The organism is Allocatelliglobosispora scoriae, from assembly GCF_014204945.1.
Classification (GTDB): domain Bacteria; phylum Actinomycetota; class Actinomycetes; order Mycobacteriales; family Micromonosporaceae; genus Allocatelliglobosispora; species Allocatelliglobosispora scoriae.
Window position 1 is genome coordinate 4,366,231 of record NZ_JACHMN010000002.1, and the last position, 25,815, is coordinate 4,392,045.

General features: G+C 68.7%; 18 protein-coding genes. 12 read left to right on the plus strand and 6 right to left on the minus strand.

The features are described from left to right. Positions 1–33: 33 nt before the first annotated feature. The 3 genes from F4553_RS25460 to F4553_RS25470 all read right to left on the minus strand — a co-directional run bounded on the left by F4553_RS25460 (position 34) and on the right by F4553_RS25470 (position 2,446). Positions 34–456 (minus strand): ATP-binding protein, encoded by a 423-nt coding sequence (locus F4553_RS25460; RefSeq protein WP_184839985.1) that lies wholly within the window; start codon positions 454–456, stop codon positions 34–36. Next, positions 453–1,316 carry an MEDS domain-containing protein gene (locus tag F4553_RS25465; RefSeq protein WP_184839987.1) on the minus strand — a complete coding sequence of 288 codons (864 nt, stop codon included), beginning with the start codon at positions 1,314–1,316 and terminating at the stop codon, positions 453–455. Before F4553_RS25465 ends, F4553_RS25460 begins: the two co-directional genes overlap by 4 nt. Before the next feature lie 182 nt (positions 1,317–1,498). Beyond that, a complete protein-coding gene (locus tag F4553_RS25470) occupies positions 1,499–2,446 on the minus strand; it encodes a hypothetical protein (RefSeq protein WP_184839989.1) in 948 nt (315 codons plus the stop codon). Positions 2,447–2,783: 337 nt separating this feature from the next. On the opposite strand from F4553_RS25470, the gene ovoA reads away from it, so the two are divergent. The 5 genes from ovoA (at position 2,784) to recQ (ending at position 9,083) form a co-directional block, all read left to right on the plus strand. Further along, positions 2,784–5,150 carry a 5-histidylcysteine sulfoxide synthase gene (gene ovoA, locus F4553_RS25475; protein WP_184839991.1) on the plus strand — a complete coding sequence of 789 codons (2,367 nt, stop codon included), beginning with the start codon at positions 2,784–2,786 and terminating at the stop codon, positions 5,148–5,150. Next, a complete protein-coding gene (locus F4553_RS25480) occupies positions 5,135–5,272 on the plus strand; it encodes a hypothetical protein (protein WP_184839993.1) in 138 nt (45 codons plus the stop codon). Before ovoA ends, F4553_RS25480 begins: the two co-directional genes overlap by 16 nt. A 107-nt stretch (positions 5,273–5,379) precedes the next feature. Then, positions 5,380–5,874: a MarR family winged helix-turn-helix transcriptional regulator gene (locus F4553_RS25485; RefSeq protein ID WP_184839995.1), complete on the plus strand. Its 495-nt coding sequence runs from the start codon at positions 5,380–5,382 to the stop codon at positions 5,872–5,874. A gap of 160 nt (positions 5,875–6,034) precedes the next feature. Further along, complete coding sequence (locus tag F4553_RS25490; protein ID WP_184839997.1) at positions 6,035–7,141, plus strand: citrate synthase 2; 1,107 nt, start codon at positions 6,035–6,037, stop codon at positions 7,139–7,141. A 118-nt stretch (positions 7,142–7,259) separates the two neighbouring features. Then, complete coding sequence (recQ, locus tag F4553_RS25495; protein ID WP_376776289.1) at positions 7,260–9,083, plus strand: DNA helicase RecQ; 1,824 nt, start codon at positions 7,260–7,262, stop codon at positions 9,081–9,083. Positions 9,084–9,094: 11 nt separating this feature from the next. Here recQ and F4553_RS25500 read toward each other — a convergent pair whose 3' ends face one another. Next, complete coding sequence (locus F4553_RS25500) at positions 9,095–9,430, minus strand: hypothetical protein (protein ID WP_184840001.1); 336 nt, start codon at positions 9,428–9,430, stop codon at positions 9,095–9,097. Positions 9,431–10,428: 998 nt separating this feature from the next. On the opposite strand from F4553_RS25500, the gene F4553_RS25505 reads away from it, so the two are divergent. The 7 genes from F4553_RS25505 to F4553_RS25535 all read left to right on the plus strand — a co-directional run bounded on the left by F4553_RS25505 (position 10,429) and on the right by F4553_RS25535 (position 21,868). Next, the gene (locus F4553_RS25505; protein ID WP_184840003.1) at positions 10,429–10,710 is read left to right on the plus strand and encodes a hypothetical protein; all 282 of its coding nucleotides are present in this window, start codon (positions 10,429–10,431) and stop codon (positions 10,708–10,710) included. A 32-nt stretch (positions 10,711–10,742) separates the two neighbouring features. Next, positions 10,743–11,684, plus strand: coding sequence for a pentapeptide repeat-containing protein (locus F4553_RS25510; protein WP_184840005.1), 942 nt, complete (start codon positions 10,743–10,745; stop codon positions 11,682–11,684). Between the two features lie 63 nt (positions 11,685–11,747). After that, complete coding sequence (locus F4553_RS42550; protein WP_184840007.1) at positions 11,748–12,644, plus strand: CPBP family glutamic-type intramembrane protease; 897 nt, start codon at positions 11,748–11,750, stop codon at positions 12,642–12,644. Positions 12,645–12,811: 167 nt separating this feature from the next. Next, positions 12,812–13,549, plus strand: a complete 738-nt coding sequence (locus tag F4553_RS25520; protein ID WP_184840009.1) for a flagellar basal body-associated FliL family protein — start codon at positions 12,812–12,814, stop codon at positions 13,547–13,549. Between the two features lie 241 nt (positions 13,550–13,790). Beyond that, positions 13,791–16,256 carry a glycoside hydrolase family 9 protein gene (locus F4553_RS25525; protein ID WP_184840011.1) on the plus strand — a complete coding sequence of 822 codons (2,466 nt, stop codon included), beginning with the start codon at positions 13,791–13,793 and terminating at the stop codon, positions 16,254–16,256. Positions 16,257–16,324: 68 nt separating this feature from the next. Continuing rightward, positions 16,325–19,261: a glycoside hydrolase family 48 protein gene (locus F4553_RS25530; RefSeq protein ID WP_184840013.1), complete on the plus strand. Its 2,937-nt coding sequence runs from the start codon at positions 16,325–16,327 to the stop codon at positions 19,259–19,261. Between the two features lie 369 nt (positions 19,262–19,630). Then, positions 19,631–21,868, plus strand: coding sequence for a M4 family metallopeptidase (locus tag F4553_RS25535; protein WP_184840015.1), 2,238 nt, complete (start codon positions 19,631–19,633; stop codon positions 21,866–21,868). A gap of 69 nt (positions 21,869–21,937) precedes the next feature. Here the strand turns inward: F4553_RS25535 and F4553_RS25540 are convergent, their stop codons facing one another. Together F4553_RS25540 and F4553_RS25545 are read right to left on the minus strand one after the other, a co-directional pair. Further along, entirely contained in the window at positions 21,938–22,972 is a 1,035-nt protein-coding gene (locus F4553_RS25540; protein ID WP_184840018.1) for a LacI family DNA-binding transcriptional regulator, read from the minus strand. Next, positions 22,969–25,686 carry a glycoside hydrolase family 3 protein gene (locus F4553_RS25545; protein WP_184840020.1) on the minus strand — a complete coding sequence of 906 codons (2,718 nt, stop codon included), beginning with the start codon at positions 25,684–25,686 and terminating at the stop codon, positions 22,969–22,971. The genes F4553_RS25540 and F4553_RS25545 overlap by 4 nt, the downstream gene beginning before the upstream one ends. Positions 25,687–25,815: the final 129 nt, after the last annotated feature.

The window sequence follows — 25,815 nt, forward strand, 5'->3', positions numbered from 1 at the left end:
CGAGTCTTCCCTTGATCAACGCTAATTCAAGGGTCAGAGGTGCAGGGTTGCGTGGATTGTCGTGCCGGGGGAGCGGTTGGTGACCGCGACCTTGTCGGCGAACTGGCGGACTATCCACAGGCCTCGGCCGCCGTCCACGTTCAGGGGAACGGGGCGGGTGCCCACCTGGTCGGGGTCGCTGATGCCGGGGCCGGCGTCGCTCACCTCGCAGTGCAGCGCGCCGCCCTCGCGCCAGAGTCGCAGCCGGCCCTTGCCGCCGCCGTGGCGGATGGCGTTGGTGGCGAGTTCGGTGGCGATGATGAGGAGCTTGCCCAGCTGCTCCTCGCCCATGCCCAACTGGGTCGCGTGCGCCCCGACGGCGGCCCGCAGCGCGTAGAGCCCGGTGGCGTCGAACTCCTCGACGAGGCCGGCCTCCGTCGCGGATTCCCGGCTCGATGGCTGATCGGCGGCGGTCATGACGACCTCTGGATCCGCATCTGCGGCGCCTGTGCCGCCCCGAGGGCGTCGAAGATCGCGGCTATCACCGGCGGACAGGTGACGATCATCGTACGGTCGGTCGGCAGCGTGAGCGCCGCCTTCGCGATCGCCGTCGCCGCTGTCACGTCGATGAATCTGAGCCGGGTGAGATTGACATGGATCGTGTGGTCGAGCCGGAACGTCTCGGCGAGCGCGTGCTGCAGCGGCTCGAGATGGGTGGAGTCGAGCTCACCGGCGATCCGCAGGCCCGGTGGCCGGTGCTGGCGGCAGATCCGCAGCAGCGGGGTGTCGTGATAGGCGAGCGCGGCGACCGTCTTGGGGTGCGCGTCGGCGGCGAAGGCGAGCGTGACGGGGTCGAAGATGTCCCGGTCGTACTGGCAGATCACCGCGAGTTGGCCGTGCGCGAACAGGTCGGCGGCCTGCCTCTCGAACGCGACGAGCTGGTCAGCGGCGACGACCGCGCGGGTCGCCCAGCACATGTCGGCGGTGACCCGCAGTCCGGGGAAGCCCCGTGACTCGGCGTGGCGCATCTCGTCGGAGATGGCGGAGAGCATCCGCTTCGCGGTGACCGGCCCACCCGCGAGCCATGAGTCCTGGCTGCCGCGCAGGGCGAGCTGGCCGCGGTGGATCGCGTCGCGGGCAGCGACCTCCCGCAGCACGAGCTCGCCGATCAGGTCGTCCGGCTGGACGGAGTCGGTGAAGCAGATGATCCGCTGCCCGAGCTGCAGGCCGTCGGCGACGAATTCGGCTACGAGGTCCATCCGTTCATCGGGCTCGGTGAACGTCAGGCAGGCATGGTCTCCCACGACGATCTGATCAACCGTGACCGCGTCAGCCATGACGGCTCCTCCCCACATGGCCAGGTCAGGAACGCACCGATACCCAACCGATCGTCGCATCAAACAGACCGACGGGTTCCGATTTGATGATCGAGACATATCCGGCGGGCGTCAACAGACAGTACCCAGCCGCCGAAGGGCGCGTCCGGCCAGATCCGCCTCGGCCGGACGCGCCCGTCTTGTCACAGGTGGGAGATGACGAGGTGCCCGGTGGGGTCGATGTACGAGTAGTAGTGGTAATCGCCGTCCGACGGCTGGCCGACGCCCGCGGTCGACGGCTCGCCGAGGTTGCCGGCGTAGAAACAGGTCGGGATGCACCCCTCGGAGTAGCCGTAGTAGGCCGAGCCGTCGTCGCCGCGGAAGGTGACATACAGGTCGGAACCGCCGGAGGAGAGTCCGGGCGCCGCTGTCGTGCCGACCGCCGCGGTCACCTGCGACCGGTTGGTGAGGGTCGTCGAGCCGGTGAAGGAGGCGACCTTCAGGGTGTGTGCCGCGTCCCCGCTCGCCCAGGCGAGCACGATGCCGAGGTTGCTGCTGCCACTGTCGTCGTAGACGAGAGCGGGCGCGGCCACCGTGGTGTCGGCGAGGGTGACCCGGTTGGTGAGGGTCATCGCGCCGGTGGTCGCGCAGGCGGAGCTGTTGAGCCGCCCGATGTTGATCCGGTTGCTCGGATCCACCCAGGCCAGGTGGCGCACCCCGCTCGGGTCGGTGGCGAGTGCGGGTGCGTGGATCGACACGACGCCGGTGAAGGCGGTCCGGCAGGTCAGTGCGGCCCCCGTCGTGTAGGCGGCGGTCAGCGTGTTGCCGTTGTTCCCGGCCGGCCAGGCGACGAAGACACCGGCGCCGTCACCGTCGAGGGCGGCGCCCTCGCCCTGCGGCACCCGCTCGGCACCGGGGACCTTGGTGATGCGCAGCCCGGCACTGGTGGAGTAGCCGATCACCAGGTCTTTCGCCGCCGCCGTGCCGGAGGTGCCGGCCCAGGCGACGTAGAGGCGCGCGCCGACGATCGCGAGTGCGGGTCGGCCGCTGCCGGTGTTGCCGGTGGTGAGCGCGGACGCGGGCGTCGGCGCCAGTGTCGCGGTGAGGATCGCAGCGGCCCCGGCGAGCAGGGCCAGCCGTCGACGATTCATGGTCACTCCAGGATGTAGAGACACGCGGGACGGATGGATCAATCGGAGAGCGCTCTCTAGGGCGTAAGTGTCGATGGGCCCGAGCTACGCGTCAAGAACCGTTTTCGATGCCTCGATTGCCGCGTACACGCAATATTTCGGACGCGGATTGTTCATCGGCGGAGGCTGTTCGGCTCGAAAATCCCGACGAGATCGGCTGGTACGACGAGTTTTATATTGATGCATCGTTACATCTGGCAATTTAAGCGAAGCGATGTAATCCCAGATGTCGAACACTGGACCGGTCCCGCTGGCTCCATCCAGCGCCAGTCGAGGCGCCGAGAAGAGGAAGGTAGGAATGACATCCACAGTTGAGAAGACGGTGTGGGAGGCGAACGTCGTCGCCCACGAGGATCCGCGCCTGATCGGGCTGCGAGGGCAGTGGTGGTTCACCGGCGCGACGCCCGAGCCCGGCCGGTGCCCCGGGGTGGGCGAGGACGGCCGGATCACCTCGCTGCCGCTGCCCGACCTGTCCACCTGCGACCGCGCGGCGGCACTCGACTACTTCGACAACTCGTGGGCGCTGACCGAGTCGCTCTTCGCGGGTCTGCAGAGTGCCGAGGCGTTCTACCGGCCGCCGGACCACAACCTTCGGCACCCGCTGATCTTCTACTACGGCCACCCGGCGGTGCTCTACGTCAACAAGCTGCGCGTCGCGGGCCTGCTGGACAAGCCTGTCAACGGCTACCTGGAGCAGGTCCTCGAGGTCGGCGTGGACGAGATGTCCTGGGACGACCTGTCGAAGAACGAGATGATCTGGCCGTCCGTCTCCGACGTGCACGCCTATCGGGCCGAGGTCTACCGGGTGGTACGGCAGGCGATCGAGTCCGCGTCGTTCGCGCCCGATCTGGGGCGCCCGGTGACGATGGACGACGCCGCCTGGGCGATCTTCCTCGGCTTCGAGCACGAGCGCATCCACCTCGAGACCAGCTCGGTGCTGATCCGGGAGCTGCCCGTGCGCCTCGTGTCGCCGCCGGCCGCGTGGCCCGCGCCCGCGCCGATGCGGCGTACCACCGGGACCGGGCTGCCGGCGGCGGACTCGGCACCCGCCAACGACCTGGTGCCGATCGCCGGTGGTGAGGTCCGCCTCGGCAAGCCGCGCTCGTTCCCCTCCTTCGGCTGGGACAACGAGTACGGCACCCGCACCGAGCAGGTCGCCGACTTCGAGGCGGCCACATTCCTCGTCAGCAACGGCGAGTACCACCGCTTCGTCGCCGACGGCGGCTATCGCCGGCCCGAGCTCTGGTCGGACGAGGGCGCCCGGTGGCGGCACTTCCGCAACGCCAAGTGGCCGAGGTTCTGGGTGCCGGCGGGCCCCGGCGGCCTGCACAGCTTCCGGTTGCGGACCACCTTCGAAGAGATCGACATGCCGTGGGACTGGCCGGTCTGCGTCAACTACCACGAGGCGAAGGCGTTCTGCGCCTGGCGCGGTGAGCAGGACGGCCGCGTCTACCGCCTGCCGACCGAGGCCGAGTTCCAGCGGATGCGCGCCCTCGACGGCCGGGAGGTCGCCGACGACCCGGTGATGCGCAACAGCGGCGTCCAGCTTCGCGAGGGTGGCGTCAACCTCAACCTCGCCTGGGGTTCGGAGTCGCCCGTCGACGCCTCACCCGCGTCCCGCGACGGGCTGCACGACACGGCGGGCAACCTCTGGACCTGGTGCGAGGATGTCTGCAACCCGCTCGACGGGTTCGCCGTGCACCCGTTCTACGAGGACTTCACGACACCCTGCTTCGACGACCAGCACCAGATGATCCTCGGCGGCTCGTTCGCGAGCACCGGCGACGAGGCGAGCATCTGGGCTCGGTTCCACTTCCGCCCACACTTCCTGCAGCAGTCGGGCATCCGTGTGGTCAGCACGGCGGCGCCGGAGCCGAGAGAGATCAAGTCGACGATGGATGCAGACCCCTACGCGACCCGGGCGATGCTCGACCGCTACCTGCTGATGCACTTCGCCAGCGAGCAGGAGATGTTCGAGCTCCCCGACCACCCGCTGGCACCGGCACACGCCTACCCGCAGCGCATCGCCGAACTGCTGATGCGCGAGGCGGACCGGGTCGGCGTACACCTCAATCGGGTTCTGGATGTCGGCTGCGCGGTGGGAGCGTGCTCCTTCGCGCTGGCCGAGGGCGGCGTGCCGAGCGTGGTCGGGGTGGATCGCAGCGCGACCTTCATCGACGCGGCGCGAGCGCTCGCCGACGGCGAGGCGGTGCCTTACGACCGCATCGACCAGGGCTCGGTCACCACCCGCCTGTATGCACGCAAGCCCGCGACGGCGGTGGCGGAGTTCGACTTCCTCGTCGGCGACGCGCTCGCCCTCCCCGACGAGCTCGGGACCTTCGACGCGGTGGTCCTCGCCAACCTGCTCGACCGGCTGGTGGACCCTGAGGCCTGCCTGCGCCAGTTCAGCGGGGCCGGCCGCCTGCTGCGCAGGGGCGGCCTGCTGCTGGTCGCGAGCCCCTGGTCCTGGCTCACCGGCCCCGCGGCTCCCGAACTCTGGCTGGGTGGTCGCGACAGATCACTTCGCAGCGAGTACGCGCTGCGAAGCATCCTCGCCACCGACTTCGACCTGGTCGCCGAGTCGGATGAGGCGGCGATCCTGCGCGATCACGTGCGGCACTACGAATTCCTCTCCGCCGACGTCACCGTGTGGCGCAAGCGCTGACCGTCGTCGACGCCACCGACTTCGACCTGGTCGCCGAGTCGGATGAGGCGGCGATCCTGCGCGATCACGTGCGGCACTACGAATTCCTCTCCGCCGACGTCACCGTGTGGCGCAAGCGCTGACCGTCGTCGACGCCGCTGCCCCGGCGCCCCATCCGAATCGGGTGGGGCGCCGCTCCGCTCCCGGTACGCTGCTCCTCATACCTCATACAATACGAGGAGCATATTATATGAGTGACAAAGTATCTGCGGAAGCCGAGGCCGCCCGGCAGCGGCGACGGCTCACCAACGAGATCAAGGAGACGCTGCGGGAGCTCAGCATCCAGCTCGCCCTCCTCAACCACCAGGTCGTCGCCAAGCTGGACCTCAAGGACGGCGACCTCTACTGCCTGGACATCCTCGGCCGGCAGGGCCCGCTCAGCCCCAGCGTGCTCGCCCGGCGGGCCGGACTGCACCCGGCCACCATCACCGGGATCCTCGACCGGCTCGAGCGCGGCGGCTGGGTGGTCCGCGAGCGGGACTCCGCCGATCGCCGAGCGGTCACCGTGCGGCCGCTGCGCGAACGCAACGCGGAGATCATCGGGCACTTCTCCGGGATGAACTCCTCGCTCGACGAGATCTGCGCCGGTTACTCCGAGGCGGAGCTGGCGGTGCTGTCGGGGTTTCTTCGGCGTACCAATCAGGCTGGTGAGCGCGCCACCGACGACCTGGCCGCGGACGACTGACCGCCTTACCTCTCACCTGCGTCGGCGTGTGTCGCATGTGTCACACCTGTCGTGCACAAACGATCGTTTATTGGAAGGATGGCCCCAGCGGTGATGGCCGGACGGGTGGCTGGAGTGGCCGGTCGGGAGATCCCTGCCGGGTGCGAGTCGAGGAGTTGGCATGTCGGACTTTAAGCCTGGCCTTGAGGGCGTGGTCGCGTTCGAGACCCAGATCGCCGAGCCCGATCGGGACGGCGGTTCCCTGCGTTACCGGGGCGTCGACATCGAGGACCTGATCGGTCAGGTCTCCTTCGGCAACGTCTGGGCGCTGCTCGTCGACGGCAAGTTCGGTCCGGGTCTGCCGCCCGCCGAGCCCTTCCCGGTCCCCGTGCACTCCGGCGACATCCGCGTCGACGTCCAGTCCGCGGTCGCGATGCTGGCGCCCTACTGGGGCCTCGGCCAGCTGCTCGACATCAGCGACACGCAGGCCCGCGAGGACCTCGCCCGGGTCTCGGTGACCGCGCTCTCCTTCGTCGCGCAGTCCGCTCGCGGTCTCGGCCTGCCCGCGGTGCCGCAGCGCGAGATCGACAAGGCGGAGACGATCGTCGAGCGCTTCATGCGCCGCTGGCGCGGTGAGCCCGACCCCCGCCACGTCAAGGCGGTCGACGCCTACTTCATCTCCGCCGCCGAGCACGGCATGAACGCCTCCACCTTCACCGCGCGCGTCGTCGCGTCGACCGGTGCCGACGTCGCCGCCGCGATCTCCGCGGGCATCGGCGCTCTCTCCGGACCGCTGCACGGCAGCGCGCCGACGCGCGTGCTGACGATGATCGAGGAGGTCGAGCGCGCGGGCGACGCCGAGAGCTACGTCAAGGACGTGCTCGACCGGGGCGACCGGCTGATGGGATTCGGCCACCGGGTCTACCGGGCCGAGGACCCGCGCGCCCGCGTGCTGCGCCGTACCGCCAAGGAGCTGGGCGCCCCGCGTTACGAGGTCGCCGCCGCTCTGGAGAAGGCCGCGCTCGCCGAGCTCCAGGCGCGCCGACCCGATCGGGTGCTGCCGACCAACGTCGAGTTCTGGGCCGCCGTCGTGCTCGACTTCGCCGAGATCCCGGCCCACATGTTCACCTCGCTCTTCACCTGCGCCCGGGTCGCCGGCTGGTCCGCGCACATCCTGGAGCAGAAGGGCCTGGGCCGCCTGGTCCGCCCGTCGGCGACCTACCTCGGCCCCGACACCCGCAAGCCCAGCGATGTCGAGGGCTGGAACGAATTGCCACATCAGAGTTGACAACGGCCTCGTTCAGCGCGTGATGCGATCGGATCGACCTGACCGCATCGCGCGCTGTCGTTATATATGCCACCCGTTTGGGGCGTGACGTGTAGAGCTGTCGGGGGATGGTCGTAGAATCCGCCGGGTGCGCGACGCTTTGCAGGTGCTGAACCGGGTCTTCGGTTACGACTCCTTCCGCGGAAGCCAACAGGAGATCATCAATCACGTCGTGGGCGGCGGTGATGCCCTCGTGCTGATGCCGACCGGCGGCGGCAAGTCGCTCTGTTACCAGATCCCTGCCCTGGTCCGGCCGGGTGTCGGGGTGGTGATCTCGCCGCTCATCGCCCTGATGCAGGACCAGGTCGACGCGCTCACCGCGCTCGGCGTGCGGGCGGGTTTCCTTAACTCGACCCAGGATGCCCCCGCCCGGCGGGAGGTGGAGTCGGCGTTCCTCTCCGGCGACCTCGACCTGCTCTACCTCGCGCCCGAGGGTCTCAGCACGGGCTCGGCGCTGCGGCTGCTGGAGCGCGGCAAGATCTCGCTCTTCGCCATCGACGAGGCACACTGCGTCTCGCAGTGGGGCCACGACTTCCGCCCGGACTATCTCGCCCTCTCGGTGCTGCACGAGCGCTGGCCGGACGTGCCGCGCATCGCGCTGACGGCGACCGCGACGGCGGCGACGAGCCGGGAGATCGCGATCCGGCTGAAGCTCACCGAGGCCCGGCAGTTCGTCTCCAGCTTCGACCGGCCCAACATCCAGTACCGGATCGTTCCCAAGGCCGACCCGCGCAAGCAGCTCCTGGAGCTGCTGCGGGTCGAGCACCCCGGTGATGCCGGCATCGTCTACTGCCTCTCCCGCGCCTCGGTGGAGAAGACCGCGGACTTCCTCGTCGCCAACGACATCCCGGCGCTGCCCTATCACGCGGGGCTCGACGCGCGGACCCGTGCGGCCAACCAGTCCCGCTTCCTGCGGGAGGACGGGCTCGTCATGGTCGCGACGATCGCCTTCGGCATGGGCATCGACAAGCCCGACGTGCGCTTCGTGGCCCACCTCGACCTGCCCAAGTCGGTCGAGGGCTACTACCAGGAGACGGGCCGGGCCGGTCGCGACGGGCAACCGTCCAACGCCTGGCTCGCCTACGGCCTGCAGGACGTCGTGCAGCAGCGCAAGATGATCGAGACCTCCGAGGGCGACCTGGCCCACCGGCGCGGGCTCGCGGCGCACCTCGACGCCATGCTGGCGCTCTGCGAGACGGTCGAGTGCCGCCGCGTGCAGCTGCTCGCCTATTTCGGGCAGCAGAGCGCACCGTGCGGCAACTGCGACACCTGCCTGAACCCGCCGCAGTCGTGGGACGGCACGGTCCCCGCGCAGAAGCTGCTCTCCACGGTGCTGCGGTTGCAGCGGGAGCGCAACCAGAAGTTCGGCGCCGGGCAGTCGATCGACATCCTGCTCGGCCGCAAGACGGAGAAGGTGGTCCAGCACCGCCACGACGAGCTCACCGTCTTCGGCATCGGTGGCGACCTGGGCGAGTCCGAGTGGCGTGGCGTCGTGCGCCAGCTGCTCGCGCAGGGCCTGCTCGCCGTGGAGGGTGATTACGGCACGCTCGTGCTCACCGAGGGCAGCACCTCGGTCCTCGGCCGGCAGCGCCAGGTGATGATGCGCCGCGAGCCCGAGCGGGCAGCCAGGTCCTCGGGCTCGTCGAAGAAGGCGGCTGCGGCGGCGATCGCGGAGATGCCGGCCGAGGCCGCGCCGGTCTTCGAGCGGCTCCGCGCCTGGCGGGCGGCGACCGCCAAGGAGCAGGGCGTTCCGGCCTATGTGGTCTTCCATGACGCGACCCTGCGGCAGATCGCGGCTGAGGCGCCGTCCACGCTGGCGGGCCTCGGCAAGATCAGCGGTGTGGGTGAGAACAAGCTGGCGAAGTTCGGCCAGCAGATCCTCGACACGCTCGCCGAGAGGTGAGGGCGGCACGATCAGCCGACGAGGCGGATCCGCTCCTGCACCCCGTCGGGGAAGACCACCGTCATGGTGTCGTCACCGCTGCGTTCGATGAGCTCCAGGATGACGTCGAAGACCATTACTGATCTATTGAGGATGTCTGTCTTGGAATCGCCCGTTTTCGCGGCGATGCGGTCCAGCGCCTGAATGGCACGCGGGGTGAAGTTGGCGGTGACTCGGGTCAGCGCCCCGCCACCACCTGGGTTTTGATTCTCCACCGACGTCGGTGGGTCGGCGGGTCCCCGCTTGGCGGTGGTGCCGCCGCCAGTTTTGGCATCCTTGGCGGTGGCTCCCTGTGCCCGGTCGGGCACGTTGTGTATCAAACTCATCGTGGTCCATCTCCTGATCTCCGTCGGGTATGGGCCCGGGCGGTGCGTCGGACAGTGGCGTACCGCCCGCTTTGTGACCGAATTGAAATGACGATCACAGCGCGTGGTTTAACAAATGCTCAACGTCGATGCTCTCATAAAAGTTGCGCGTTGTGTACCTCTTATGTGACCGAATCATCACTCTGGGGCGCACGATCAGAGACGTGTCGCATACACGACGCAATCGTCCATCCCGGGCCAACTCTACGGTCATCCGCTGGTCCACGCCTTGGTGATTGACCCCCTCCGATGATCCGAGGGCATCTCGCCTGTTCAGTCGCGCAAGCGCCCACTTCATCGCTCAAGTTGCGGTGTGGATCACATGACCTGCGGAAATTACGCACGGTTGCGGAAGCGCTAGAGTGTCGGCGAAAGCGGACACGGGGGCACGAAGATCACCGCGAAGTTCTACTGATAACGATCTTAACGTTGACATCTTAATCACCAAATATGTGCGTCTCTGATGTACGCTACGCACAGTCACGGCAAGCAGGTGCTGGCGGGAGGCATCACAGAAAGGTCGTGTGCATGGCAAGTAGTCCGAGCCCCCCGGAGGTCGGCGGCCGACTGGACCTCGATTCGGAGCAACCGAGCGCGTCGCTCCACTCGGATCCGGTCCGTCGGGAGAGAGTCGACCTCTCGATCGTGGTGGAGAAGGGCGATCTCCGCTGCGAGATGAAGGCTCGCGGAGCCTTTCAGCGGGCAGCCGAGTTCGCCGTCATCACGATGGTCACGGGGGTCCTCGTCGCTGGGGCGGTATCGCTGTGCATATGGGCACAGGCGAACGGGGTAATCACGTTCGGCTGTGCGGTGGTCGTCGGGGTGGGGGTCCCGGCGGCCGGATGGTGGTGGACAGGCCACCGTCGTTAGTCGGTTGCCGGGCCGGACTGCGTCGGCCCGGCAACCGGTAAGACCGACCGACCGAGGGGAAGTTGAGCATCATGTCCGAGGCATTGGAACTCGAGTTCATCCCGCGCTGGAAGCTCCGCGCGGTCTCCGCCGACGAGCAGGCCAGCGAGTACGTCCTGGACAACGTGCAGGATGTCAGCGACCGCATGGCGGACCTGACCGCCGATCCGGATGTGGTCGACATCCAGTGCGAGCGCTACCTGCACACCGTCACCATCACGCGGGCGGCTCCGGCGAGCGGGGAGGGCTCCGTCCTGGCGGTGCTGCGCAATCTGCGCCCGACGGAACCAGCCGGGATGGCGGTGGTCAGGTGACGAGCGTCGCCGAGCCGTCGACGGAGCCTTCCATGCGTACCTGGCCGGGGTTCGTCGCCCTCTCGATCACGCTGGTCCTGATGGTGGCGACGCTCTTCTTCTTCCGCGCCGAAGCCCACCGGGGCCTGGTCGTCGTCGCCCTGCTCGCGGGAGTGGGCGCACTCGCGGCGATAGTGCTGCAGGGAATGCCCGGCGATTCGGTGACGCGGCACGCACGCTCGACGCCGGGTGACGACCGGGCGAACTCCGCCGCTCTCGCCGACCTCGCCCGGAAGCTCACCACCACGGACACGGCGCACCGGCCCGAGGTCGTGGCCGCCATCGGTGAGCTGGCCGATCGCTGGCCGGCCGGCCGTCGGCGCTGCATCGACGCGCTCTGCAACCACCTGCGCACCACCCCCGGCGATGCCGCACCCATCGTCCGGCTGGTCGCCGCACACCTGCGCAAGGTCGGCCCCACCACCTGGCAGGGCTACGACCTGGACTTCTCCGGTGCCGTTCTGGACACCGTCTCCTTCGCCCGGGCGGTCTTCGCCGGGGCCGACATCTCCTTCAAGGGCGCGAGCTTCACCGGGCAGATCGCCTTCGACGGCGCCCGGTTCTGCGACGCCACGGTGGACTTCAGTGGCGCGACCTTCAGCGGCGCGGCCGTGGACTTCTCCTACGCGACCTTCGCCGAGGCGAGCATCGATCTCCGGCGGGCGCGGATCGAGGACAGCCAGGTCGACTTCTTCGCGGCGGCGATCAGCAGGACGACCATCGACCTCACCAGGGCGACCGCCAGGGCCGAGAGCACCGTCCGGTTCGCGCGGGCGCTGCTCGCCAAGGTGGAGCTCCGCGTCGGGCCGGAGGTACGCGAGTGGGTCGACCTCACCGACGTGCGCGCCGTCGATGTCCGGATGGAGGGGATGCGGCTCCCGGAGATCACCGGGCAGCCGACCGGGTGGTCCGGGCGCGATCGGCGAGCGATGTAGGTCTCCTTCGATACGGGGTGGCGACCGCGTAAGGTGTCGGCACCCCTCGCGAATGGATGCCCCGTGACTGCTCCAGCGTTCAGCGGACCGGCGACAGTGCTCGTCGCGGTGATGGTGGCCTATCTCGGCACGTTCGGACCGATCCTCGGCCGCCGCCGATTTCGTGAGCTGACCCGCACCCGCCGGCATGATCCCGCAGCCCTGACGAGGTATTACCGCCGATTCCTGATCTCCTGGTGGCTGGTGGCGCTGAGCGTACCGGTGATCGGCATCCTCAGTCCGTCGCTGCGGGTGGAGGACCTGGGGATCGCGTGGCCGAGCGGGCGCTTCGCCCTCTGGATCGGCCTGAGCGCCTTCGCCCTCGTCGCCTATCTCGCGATCACGGGGCAGCGGGTGGCCCGCATGATCCGCGCGGGCGAGGTCTTCCCGGTCCGGCAGGCGATCGCACCGGCGCTGCCGAGCACGCCCCACGAGCGGCTCCTCGCGGTCGCGGTCTCGGTCACCGCCGGCATCGTCGAGGAGGTCTATTTCCGCGGGCTGCTCATCGCGGCCGGGGTGGGGATCCTGGGCCTGCCGGTGCTCGTCTCGGCGGCGCTGTCGCTGCTGCTCTTCGCCGCCGGTCACCTCTACCAGGGCGGCCGAGGCATCATCGGCAGCGGCACGATCGGCCTGCTGCTGACGGTGCTCTACCTGACGACGGGGAGCCTGTTGCTGCCGATCATCGTGCACGCGCTGGTCGACATCAACGCGCTGGTCCTGATCCCCGCGTCCACGCCGGAGCAGGTCGCCGCCGCCGAGCTTCGCGCGGAGCAGGCGGGAGCCGAGGCCCTGCCCACCGTCGATCAGTCCCACGACCACGAGTACGACCGCGACGAGCAGCCCACCCCGCCCCACGGGATCGATCCGGCCGGGCAGCGGTCCGGCGGCGGCCTGCGCCCCGCGGCACCCGGCGGCGACTGAGGCGGCCGCGTGGTCCGGGGCGGTGATCCTCCTTCGTGGACGGACTTCATGGACGGATCAGCTGCGATCACATCGAGAAGGTCTCATGACCGGTGGCCGTCGCCTACCGGAGAGGGGATGTGGCGCGCTAGCCTCAAGGCGCGCCATGGAATCCTGGGGAGGCGATGATGTGGCCCTGTCGTGTCTGCGGCGGTGTGCAGATTGACACCTATGGCTACTGCACCCGGTGTCACAACTTCGTCGGCCAGCCGGGACAGCCGCCGGTCCACTCCGACCAGCTCGGCCAGACGGTCCCGATCGAGGCGCCGAAGCGCAAGCCGGACCGCCTGCCGCTGGTCGTCATCGGCATCGTCGTGGCGCTGGCTCTCGGCGTGGCCTGCTGTGCCGGGGTCGGCCTGTTCGTGTGGCGGGACCGGGCGCAGCCGTCGTCCGTCGCGGCCACCGATCCGCCGCCCGTCACCGCCGAGCCAGAGCCCGAGCGCGTGCCGACACCGGCCGAGTGCGTCGTGGGCACCTGGCGGGAGACGTCCTACACCGGCTCCGCCGAGATCGACGGTTACACGTTGCAGCTCACGAGCGTGGGCGCGATCCAGCGCTTCAGCGCCGACGGGGTGGTCGTGCTCGATTTCGGCAAGGGGATCGCGAAGACGGGCAAGCACGGGTCGACGACCTACACGGTGACGTCGACCGGCAGCGTGACGTTCCATTACCAGGTGCTCGGTTCGCAGATCCACTACAGCGCACCGAAGGGCAACGGTTCGACCGTCTGGCGCCGCAACGGCAAGCAGATCGACAAGCAGGCGTTGTCGGGGGCGATCGGTGCCGAGACGTTCACGTGCTCGGGCGACAAGCTCACCCAGTACGGCGAGACCTACTCCATCGAGCTGGTCCGCGTTGCTACCTGAGCGAGTATCCCCAGTTCAGCGATGTCCTATGTGGACTGTGCGAAACCAGGTCTTCACAAGGGCGCAACTTAAGGGTTAAATAGTTGGGAGCGCTCCCAACATCGATTAAGCATAACATGCATACCCCTGTGTCATCCCCCGTGTAGTGCAGCTCACATGCGGCGGGGCGGATGCGCCAACATCCGCCCCGATGTCCCCCGCACGGCTGTGCCACACGGCTCCACGGACAGGAGTCATCGTAATGCCCGCACCCCTGACGGGGCGACAGGTCTGTCGTACTGCCGCTTCGATCGAGCCTGGAAAACACCGGCTTCACCCTTCCAGCCGAACCCGCACCAGTCGGGTCCGGCTCCTCGTTTCGGGCCTTGCGGTGCTGCTCACGGCGGCTGCAGGCCTCGCCGCAGCGACCGCACCGGCGCAGGCGGCCGGTCCCTACAACTATGGCGAAGCTCTCCAGAAGTCCATCTGGTTCTACGAGGCGCAGCAGGCCGGACCGAAGCCGAGTTGGAGCCGAGTAGGCTGGCGTGGCGACTCCGCGCTGACCGACGGCTCCGATGTCGGCCTCGATCTCACCGGCGGCTGGTTCGACGCCGGCGACCACGTGAAGTTCGGCCTGCCGATGGCGTTCAGCACCACGATGCTCGCCTGGGGCGCGGTGGAGTACCGCAGCGCCTACAGCAACTCCGGCCAGCTCACGCACCTGCTCAACAACCTGCGCTTCGTCAACGACTACTTCATCAAGGCGCACCCCTCCGCCAACGTGCTCTACGGCCAGGTCGGTGGCGGCAGCGCCGATCACGCCTGGTGGGGGAGCGCCGAGGTGATGAAGATGGCGCGTCCGGCGTACAAGATAGATGCGAGCTGCGGTGGCTCGGACCTGGCCGGAGAGACGGCCGCGGCGATGGCGGCGAGCTCGATGGTCTTCCGCGCGACCGACCCGACCTATGCCAACACGCTGGTCACGCACGCGCGGCAGCTCTACACCTTCGCCGACACCGTGCGGAAGAAGTACAGCGAGTGCATCACCGACGCGGCCGGCTACTACAACTCCTACAGCGGCTACAACGACGAGCTCGTCTGGGGCGCGCTCTGGCTCTACCGGGCGACCGGCGAGACGGCCTATCTGACCAAGGCGGAGAGCTACTACGCCAACCTCTCGACCGAACCGCAGCAGACGATCAAGTCCTACCGCTGGACCACCGACTGGGACGACAAGTCCTACGGCTCCTACGTGCTGCTCGCCCGGCTCACCGGCAAGCAGCAGTACATCGACGACACCAACCGGTGGCTGGACTACTGGACCGTCGGCGTCAACGGGCAGAAGATCACCTACTCGCCGGGCGGGCAGGCGTGGCTGCAGCAGTGGGGCTCGCTGCGCTACGCGGCGAACACGTCCTTCATGGCGCTGCTCTACTCCGACTACGTCACCGACGCGACCCGTAAGGCGCGCTACCACGACTTCGGCGTCCGCCAGATCAACTACATCCTCGGCGACAACCCGCGGAACTCCAGCTACATGATCGGGTTCGGCGCCAACTCGCCGAAGAACCCGCACCACCGCACCGCGCACGGCTCCTGGACCGACAGCCTGGAGAGCCCGGCCAATTCCCGGCACCTTCTCTACGGCGCGCTCGTCGGCGGTCCCAAGGCGGCGAACGACGCCTACACCGACAGCCGGGCCGACTACACGATGAACGAGGTGGCGACCGACTACAACGCCGGTCTCACCAGCGCTCTCGTGCGGATGTACAGCGAGTTCGGCGGCGCGCCCATCGCCAACTGGGCGCCGACCGAGACACCCGACGGGCCGGAGATGTATGTCGAGTCCGGCCTCAACCAGGCGAGCGGCAACAACTTCACCGAGGTCAAGTCCTTCGTCTACAACAAGTCGGCGTGGCCCGCACGCAAGCTGACCCAGGGGTCGTTCCGCTACTACTTCACCCTCGACGGCGCCACGACGCCGGCGCAGATCAGCACGCAGGTGGCGTATAGCCAGTGCTCGCCGCCGACCGGGCCGACGCAGTTCAGCGGCTCGATCTACTACGTGACGATCAGCTGCGCCGGGCAGGTCATCGCCCCGGCCGGGCAGTCCGACTGGCGCCGCGAGATCCAGTTCCGGATCACGAGCTCGGGGACCTGGGATCCGTCCAACGACTGGTCCTTCCAGTCGGTGATGGGCCCGAACACGCACGTGACGCTCTTCGACGGCACCACGCAGGTCTGGGGCAGCGCGCCCAACGGCACGTCGCCCTCGCCGTCCCCGTCGGCGAGCACGTCGCCGTCGCCGAGCGCCAGCCCGAGTGCGAGCGCTTCGCCCAGCCCGAGCCCGAGCGCGTCCCGGAGCCCGAGCGCATCACCGAGCCCGAGCGCCAGCACCAGCCCGCAGCCCAGTGGTCCGTGCTCGGTCGCCTACACCGTCAACGACTGGGGTGGCGGCTTCACCGGCTACGCCACGATCACCAACACCGGGACCAGCACTCTCAACGGCTGGACGCTGCGGTTCGCCTTCCCGGGCAGCCAGCAGATCTCCCAAGGCTGGAGCGCGACCTGGACCCAGACCGGGGCCAACGTCAGCGCCGTCAACTTGAGCTGGAACGGGACGCTCCCGCCCGGATCAAGCACCCAGATCGGCTTCAACGCCGGCGGTTCCGGCAGCCCGAAGCCGAGCAGCTTCACCATCAATGGCTCCACCTGCTCCATCGCATAACGCCCGTCCCAAAGAGTGGGGGCCGGCGTCGCCGGTCCCCACACACGCCTGCTTAGGAGAACGGCACAATGAATTTCAGATGGAGACCTCGGCGGTCTCGTTGGACGGTGATCGGCACCGCGGTCGCGCTCATGACCGCCGGGCTGGTGTCCGTGGCTCAGCCCGCGCAAGCTGCGGTCGCCTGTGAGGTGACCTACGGCAAGGCGTGGGACAACGGCAGCGGCTTCGGTGCCAACGTCACGATCAAGAACCTCGGCGACCCGCTCACGAGTTGGTCGCTCACCTGGACCTGGGCCAACAACCAGACCGGTATCCAGGGCTGGTCGGCCAATTACGCACAGTCCGGTAAGAACGTCACCGCGACCAGCCTGTCCTACAACGGCAGCCTGGGCACCGGTGCCTCCACCGGGATCGGCTTCAACGCCACCTACACCGGCGGCGTCAACACCAACCCGACGGTCTTCGCCATCAACGGCGTGACCTGCGGCGGGGCCAACCCGGCGCCGACGGTGAGCATCACCAGCCCGGCGAACAACACCCACTACAACGCGCCGGCGGCCTTCACGATCGCCGCGACCGCTGCGGACACCTCACCGGGGACCGTCGCCAGCGTCGAGTTCTACCGCGACGGGCTGCTGCTCGGCTCGGACACCTCGTCGCCCTACACCTGGGCGGTGAGCTCGCTGCCGGTCGGCACCTACGTCTTCCAAGCGAAGGCGATCGACAACCAGGCCTCGTCGGCGTCGGCGAACGTCACGGTCATCGTGGACGCGGTCACCGGTCCGTCGATCGTCGCCAGCGCCGCGGCGGTCACCGTTCCCGAGGGGGGTACGGCCACCGCCGGGCTGAAGCTGTCCGCGGCTCCGTCGGCGAACGTGACCGTGGCCTTCACGAAGGCGACGGGCGGCGACACCAACCTGTCGGCGACCCCGACGTCGCTCACCTTCACCCCGTCGAACTGGTCGACCAACCAGACCGTGACCTTCGCGGCCTCGGAGGACTCCGACAACACCAACGGCACGGCGAGCTTCGCCGCGACCGCGTCGGGCTACACCACGGCGACGATCGTGGCGACCGAGAGCGACAACGACCAGCCCGTCTACACGCAGCGGTTCCTGGAGCAGTACAACAAGATCAAGAACTCCGCGAACGGCTACTTCTCGCCCGAGGGCGTGCCCTACCACTCGATCGAGACGCTGATCGTCGAGGCGCCCGACTACGGCCACGAGACCACGTCCGAGGCGTTCAGCTTCTGGATCTGGATGGAGGCGCAGTACGGCCGGGTCTCCGGCAACTGGGCCCCCTTCAACCAGGCCTGGACGACGACCGAGCGCTACATCATCCCGTCCCACGCCGACCAGCCCACCTCGGGCGCGTCCGGCACGGCGACCTACTCGCCGGAGCAGCCCACGCCGGACCTCTACCCGGTGCAGATGAACAGCTCCGTCGGTGTCGGTGCCGACCCGCTGAAGTCCGAGCTGACCAGCACCTACGGCAACTCCGACATCTACGGAATGCACTGGCTGCTCGATGTCGACAACAAGTACGGCTACGGCCACTGCGGCGACAAGACCACTCGCGTCGCCTACATCAACACCTTCCAGCGGGGTCCGCAGGAGTCGGTGTGGGAGACCGTCCCGCAGCCGTCGTGTGAGAACTTCACCGCCGGCGGCCAGTACGGCTACCTCGACCTCTACCTGAAGGAGGCTTCGGGCGGCACCCCGGCGAAGCAGTGGAAGTACACCAACGCCCCGGACGCCGACGCGCGTGCCGTGCAGGCTGCCTACTGGGCACTCCAGTGGGCCACCGCGCAGGGCAAGCAGGCCGACGTGGCCGCCACGGTGGCGAAGGCCGCCAAGATGGGCGACTTCCTCCGCTACGCCATGTACGACAAGTACTTCAAGAAGATCGGCAACTGTGTCGGTGCCTCCGCCTGTGCGGCCGGGTCCGGCAAGAACTCGTCGCACTACCTCATGTCGTGGTACTACGCCTGGGGTGGCGGCATGAGCGACCAGTGGTCGTGGCGCATCGGTTCCAGCTTCAACCACTTCGGTTACCAGAACCCGCTGGCGGCGTACGCGCTGGCGAACGTGAGCGGCATCAAGCCGCTGTCGCCGACCGCGACCACCGACTGGAGCGCGAGCCTCACCCGGCAGATGGAGTTCTACACCTGGCTCCAGTCCTCCGAGGGTGCCATCGCCGGTGGTGCGACCAACAGCTGGGAGGGTGCCTACAACACCCCGCCGGCCGGTACGCCGACCTTCTACGGCATGTTCTACGACGAGAAGCCGGTCTACCACGACCCGCCGTCGAACCAGTGGTTCGGCATGCAGGTCTGGTCGCTGCAGCGGGTGGCGGAGTACTACTACGTCACCGGTGACGCCAAGGCGAAGGCGCTGCTCGACAAGTGGGTGCCCTGGGCGCTGTCCAAGACCACCTACACCGCCACGTCGTTCAGCATCCCGTCCGACATGACGTGGAGCGGCGCTCCGGCCACCTGGAACCCCACCAGCCCGGCCGCGAACACCAACCTGCACGTCACGGTCACCGCCAACGGCTCCGACGTCGGCGTCGCCGCGTCCTACGCGCGGACCCTCATGTGGTACGCCGCGAAGGCCGGCACGGGTGCGAGCGGCCCGGCGGCGAAGACGGCGGCGAAGGGCCTGATCGATGCCCTCTACGCCAACAGCGACAGCAAGGGTGTCGGCATCGCCGAGACCCGTGGCGACTACAACCGGTTCGACGACGTCTACAACGCGACCACGCACCAGGGCCTGTTCATCCCGAACGGCTGGTCCGGGACGATGGCCAACGGTGACCCGATCGCACCGGGGAAGTCCTTCGTGGACATCCGCTCCTGGTACAAGCAGGACCCGGACTGGTCGAAGGTGAACACCTACCTCCAGGGTGGTGCGGCACCGAGCTTCACCTACCACCGGTTCTGGGCACAGAGTGACGTGGCGATGGCGTACGCCGACTTCGCGTCCCTGTTCCCGAACGGGTGAGGGACCGGAAACCGAGCCCGAACGGGTGAGGGGTGTAGGCCGGCCAGGCCGATAGCTCACGTGTGACAGCGAATGCCGCAGCTCGTCAAGAGTTGCGGCATTCGCCGTCTCAGGGCAGAGATCATCCGATGCTCGTCGATCGACGTGCGTCGAGTCCGCATGCCAGTCTCGGCTGTGCCATTTGTCACCGCCCCCCGCTATGGACATTGCCTACCAGGGGGATCCGGAAGCGGGTTGGACGGTCGGTCATACATACGTCACCATCCGGCTGATGAACATCGGCTGTACGTCTTCACAAGAGCCGATCTTCCATATATACATGTCAGCGTGACTACCGTCACATTCAAATATTTAGTCGGGGAGGACTAAATGAAGAGATCCCTCGGGATCGCCGGCGCCGCCCTACTCGTAGGTGGCCTGCTGGTTAGCACGGCTCAAGGTGGAACGGCCGCTCCGGCCGGTCCGGACGCGGTTGCCGCCGCGGGTGCCGCTCTGCAGGCGCACCGCAGCGACGTTCGCGCAGCTGACGGTGAGGCCTACTCGGTCAACCGTTCGAAGACCGACGCCAATGGTGCCGGGCACGTCCGTTACGACCGGACCTACAACGGTCTGCGCGTCCTCGGTGGCGACTTCAGCATCCACACCGCGCCCGGCGGCGCCTACGCCGGCACGTCGGTCGGCCTCGCCGCACCGCTGACGATCTCCACCGCCGCGAAGGTCACCCCCTCGGCCGCCGTCAAGGCAGCCAAGTCCGCCTTCACCGGCAAGATCACCGGCGCCGGCAGCCCCGAGCTCTTCGTGGACGCCACGTCGGGCTACGGCAAGCTCGCCTACGAGACCGTCGTCTCCGGCTGGGCCGCCGACGGACAGACCCCCTCTGTCCTGCACGTCATCACCGACGCCGTCAACGGCAACGTGATCGGCTCCTTCAACGACGTCAAGCACGTCAACGGCACCGGCCAGGGCGTCTACACCGGCACCGTCACCATCGACACGACCCTGTCGGGCAGCACCTACTCGATGGTCGACCCGTCGCACGGCAACGGCCGCACCTGCGACCTCAACGGCGGCACCTCCACCTGCACCACCTTCACCGACGCCGACAACGTGTGGGGCAACGGCCTGGCGTCCAACCGCCAGTCGGCCGGTGTCGACGCGCACTTCGGTGCCGCGAAGACGTTCGACTACTTCAAGAACGTCCACGGCCGCAACGGCATCTTCGGCAACGGCGCTGGTGTGCCGAGCCGGGTGCACTACGGCAACGCGTACATCAACGCGTTCTGGGACGGCTCGCAGATGACCTACGGCGACGGTGCGGGCAACGCCCGTCCGCTGACGTCGATCGACGTGGCCGGCCACGAGATGTCGCACGGTGTGACCGAGGCCCTCGCCGGCCTCGTCTACTCCGGTGAGTCCGGCGGCCTCAACGAGGCGACCTCGGACATCTTCGGCAACATGGTCGAGTTCTACGCGAACTCGCCCGGCGACCCCGGTGACTACCAGGTCGGCGAGAAGATCAACATCAACGGCAACGGCACCCCGCTGCGCTACATGTACAACCCGACGCTGGACGGCTCGTCGCACGGCTGCTGGTCGACCAGCACCAAGAACGTCGACGTGCACTACTCGTCCGGTGTGGCGAACCACTTCTTCTTCAACCTGGCCGAGGGCACCGGCGCCACCTCCTACGGCACCAGCCCGGTCTGCGGCTCGGCTCCGGCCGTCGTCGGCATCGGTCGCGCCAAGGCCGAGAAGATCTGGTACCGCGCTCTCGACGTCTACTTCACCACCAACACCAGCTACGTGAACACGAGCACGCCGGCCAACACGGCGCGGGCGTACTCGCTGCGTGCCGCGACCGACCTCTACGGCTCCTGCACCACGGAGTACAAGGCCGTTCAGGCTGCGTGGACCGCTGTGAACGTCGCCGGTTCGGACGCCATCTGCTCCACGGGCAACGACTTCTCGCTCGCCGCCTCGCCGGCGTCGGGCTCGGTCAACCCGGGTAGCGCGGTCACCACGTCGGTCGGCGCCACGCTGACCAACGGCTCGGCCCAGACCGTGACGCTGTCCGCGTCCGGCCTGCCCAGCGGTGCCAGCGCGTCGTTCTCGCCGGCCTCGATCACCTCCGCCGGCGGCACGTCGACCCTGACGATCTCCACCACGGCGGCGACCGCGGCGGGCACCTACCCGGTGACCATCACCGGCACCGGCCCCTCGGCCACCCGGACCACGACCTACTCGCTGACCGTCAACGGCCCGGCGGGCTGCTCGGGGACCAACCCCACCGATGTCACCATCCCGGACAACACGACCGTGCAGAGCACGATCACGATCTCGGGCTGCAACCGCAACGCGTCGGCGACCTCGACGATCGCGGTGAACATCGTCCACACCTACCAGGGTGACCTCGTGGTCGACCTGATCGCCCCGGACGGCACGGTCTACAACCTGCACAACCGGACCGGCGGCAGCGCCGACAACATCGTCACCACCTACACCAAGAACCTGTCCTCCGAGGCAGCCAACGGCACCTGGGTTCTCCGGGTCCGGGACGCGGCGTCGGCTGACACCGGCTACATCAACACCTGGACTCTGACCGTCTAAGGGTTCTCCGCCCGAGGCGCCATCCGCACGTTGCGGATGGCGCCTCACCCTTTGTCCAGCACCAACTCTTCAAGAGTTGCGGCGATCGTGGGTGCTGGCTCGGACACTCAGGCGGGGGGCGAGCAGCGTGGAGTTGGGGACCGGCACCCCGGCGAGCTTGCGCATCAGCAGCTCCACCGCCCGTCGGCCGACCTCCTCGGCCGGGATCAGCACCGAGGTCAGCGCGGGTGTGCACCGCACCGCCACCTCGTCCGGGCAGATCGCGACCACGGAGATGTCCTGCGGCACCCGGTGCCCGAGCTGCCGCAGCGCGGTGAGCACGTGGTCCACGGCCGCCTCGTTGTGCAGCACCAGCCCGGTCACGCCGGTAAGTCCCGCCACCGTCTCCAGCACCGCAGGAAGGGTCTCCTCGCAGGGCAGCGCGGTCGCCTCCAGGCCCGCCGACCCCGCCGCCGCCAGAAACCCTTCGCGGGTACGCCTCGCGTAACCCGTTCCCCGCTCGTAGACGACCGCAGGCGCGCCGAGCAGCGCGATCCGGCGATGGCCGAGCCCGGCGAGGTGCTCGACGCAGACCGCCCCGGCCCGCTCGAAGTCGAGATCGATGCAGGTCAGCCCCTCCACCGAGGCGGGCAATCCGATCAGGACGCTGGGCCGGTCGAGCTCGCGCAGGGTCGGGACCCGGGGATCGTGGGTCTCCACGTCCATCAGCAGCAGCCCGTCCACCATCGCGCTGGCGGCGACGCGGCGCAGCCCCGCCGAGCCCTCGTCGGCCGTGACGAGCAGGACATCGTGGTCGGCGGCGCGGGCCGAGGTGACGACGGCGGTGGCGAACCGCATCAGCACCGGCACGTTCATCCCGCTGCGCAGGGGCAGTGCCAGCGCGATCACGTTGGCCCGGTTGCTCGCGAGCGAGCGGGCACCGGCGTGCGGGTGGAAACCGAGCGTGCGGATGCTGGCGAGCACCCGTTCCCGGGTCCCGGCGGAGATGGTCCGCTTGCCGCTGAGCACATAGGAGACCGTGCTCGCCGCGACACCGGCGTGCTTCGCGACATCGGTGATCGTCACCGCCAGCCGGCGCTGCTGCTCCGCCGGCTGGCCGGTCATCGCAGCACCAGATCGGTAGCCGTCGTGTCGGGCGCGTCGAAGATCAGGTAGAGGTCGTGCACGCCGTCGACCGAGCTCGCCTGCGCCAGCGGGCCGCCCGGGGTCACCGTGGCGAGCACCTGTCCGGCGAACGGGTCGTCCAGACGCAGGGTCACCGACCTTCCGGTGCCGGAGAGGGCCGCCTGGCGTACCCCCGAGAGGGAGAGATTGTGGAAGCAGAGCCAGGCGCCCGCCTCGACCGCCTTGACCCCCGCGGCAGCTGGCGTGATCCCGCAGTATTCATCGTGGCCGATCACCGCGACGGGGCCGTCGGCCGCGCGCCGGGCGGCGATCGTGGTGCCGCGGACCGCGAGCGTCGCGGTGAGCCGGATGTCGGCGCTGGACCGGCCGACCATCACCTTGTGCCGCGCCGACTCGACCACCATCGCGCCCGTCGTCACGTCCCAGAAGGCGAAGTCGTCGACGTTGATGTCGAGGGAGACCTCGCGGCTCTCGCCCGGCGCCAGCGTCAGCTTGGCGAAGGCGCGCAGCTGCCGCAGCGGCTGCTTGACCCGGGAACGCTGCTGGTGGGTGTATGCCTGCACGACCTCGGTGCCCGGCCGGAGCCCGACGTTGGTGACGGTGAGGCTCACCCGCACCGTCTCGCCCGCGATCGCGCTCTCCGCCGACAGGCGCAGGGCGGAGTAGTCGAAGGTGGTGTGCGACAGCCCGTGCCCGAAGGGGTAGAGCGGCGTGCCCCGGTAATAGAGATAGGTCGCGTCGTTGGTGATGATGTCGTAATCGAGCAGGTCGGGCAGCTCGGCAACGCTCCTGTACCACGTCTGCGGCAGCCGCCCGCCGGGGTCGGCCGCGCCGGTGAGCACCTCGGCGAGCGCGTTGCCGAGCTCCTGGCCCCCGTGCGAGGTCCAGAGCACCGCGGGCAGGTTGACCTCGGCCCAGACCGCCGCGTAGGGGTAGCTGCTCACCAGGACCGCAGCGGTGCTCTGGTTGGCGGCGTAGACCTCGCGGATCAACCGGTCCTGCGCGGGCGAGAGGGCCAGATCCAGCCGGTCCTCGGTCTCGCGGCCGTTGACGAGCGGGTGGTTGCCGACGAGCACGATCGCCGCATCGGCCGCCGCCGCGACCTCGGCCGCCTGCACGGCGCCGTCGATCACGAGCTCCAGGTCGAAGACCCGCCGCTCGCCGTCGATGACGATCTCGGTGGTCGGGTTGCCGTCCGAGGCGTGGTGCAGCAGCTCGACGGTGCCGTCGCCCTGCTCGACCAGGCGGAACATCTCCCGCACCACCCACTCCGACGGGCCGGGGGAGTCGGCGGTGAGCGCGCCGTCGGCGTCGACCCGGACGAAGCGACCGGTGGCCGTCGAGCGCAGCGTCACCACGCCGTGGCCCCAGTCGAAGGCGTCGAATTCGCAACGGGTACGGCTCAGTCGAGCCCCGTCGGCGTCGACGACGAGGTAGCGGTCCTCGTAGCGCAGCGCGATCCGGTCCGTCCCCTCGGCGTAGGTCACGTTCGCCGCACCGAGCGCGGTCCGCAGCCCGTTGAGCGGCGTCACCGCGTAGGGCAGGGTCCCGCTGTACCAGTCCGTGAAGAGGTGGTCGGCGTGCGAGCCGATCACCGCGACCGTGCGGTGCTGGGCCGGGTCGAGCGGCAGCAGCTTGCACTCCGACTTGAGCAGCACGATCGACTCCCGGGCCGCCTCGCGCGCCAGCCGCCGGTGCTCGGCCTGGTCGACGGCGGTCCGGACGAAGGGGTTGCCCTCGGCGGCGTCGAACTCGCCGAGTCGGAAGCGGATCGTCAGCGCCCGCGACACCGCCCGGTCCACGTCGGCCTCGGTGATGAGGCCCTGCGCCAGCGCCTGCTCGAAGCGCCCGATCGTGACCTGCGAGTCGGTGCCCTGGTCGGTGAAGCTGTCGATGCCGGCGAGCAGCGCGGCGGCGTGGCTCGTCGCGTGATCGGCGAAGAAGTCCTGCTGTGCGGGGTCGGCGAGGTTGTTGGGCGCGTAGGCGTCGGAGACGACGAAGACCTCGTCGTCGGTCCAGCCCCGCAGCTCGTCGTTGATGAGCGGCGTCACGTGCGCCGGTGAACCGTTGACCAGGTTGTAGGCGGCCATCACGGCGACCGCGGCACCCTCGGAGATCGCCCTGCGGTAGGCGGGCAGCTCATATTCGTGCAGCACGCGGGGGCCGAGGTTGCTGTCGGTGCGGCAGCGGTCGGTCTCGTTGTTGTAGCCGAGGAAATGCTTCAGCGTCGGCGCCGTCTTCAGATATCGAGGGTGGTCCCCGCGCAGCCCCCACGAGTAGGCCGCCCCCATCGCCGCGGTGAGGAAGGCGTCCTCGCTGTAGCCCTCCTCGTTGCGGCCCCAGCGGGGATCGCGCAGCGGGTTGACGACGGGCGCCCAGACGTTGAGTCCGCATCGGGTCGGGTCGGTGTGGTGGAGCTCGCGTACCTCATCGCCCGTCGCGTCCCCGACCGCCCGGACCAGCTCCGGACTCCAGGTCGCGCCGAGGCCGACGGCCTGCGGGAAGACGGTCGCCTCGCCGAGCCAGGCGAGCCCGTGCAGGGCTTCGGTGCCGGTGGAGAAGGCGGCGACGTCGAGCCGGTGGATCGCGGGCTGGTGCTGGTGCAGCATCGCGACCTTTTCGGCGGGGGTGAGTCGGGCGAGGAGATCGGCGACCCGGTGGGGGAGCGGCAGCTCAGCGTTGCGGAAGTCCATGACGCGCCAACCAATCTGTCGAAGCGCTTCGACGCCCCACCTGAGGGAGCTTGATGTCTGAGGTGTTTCGGAGAGTTGACAAAGTTCTACTGGAAGCGCTCCCACGCGTCAAGTGTTTCGATGCGTTGA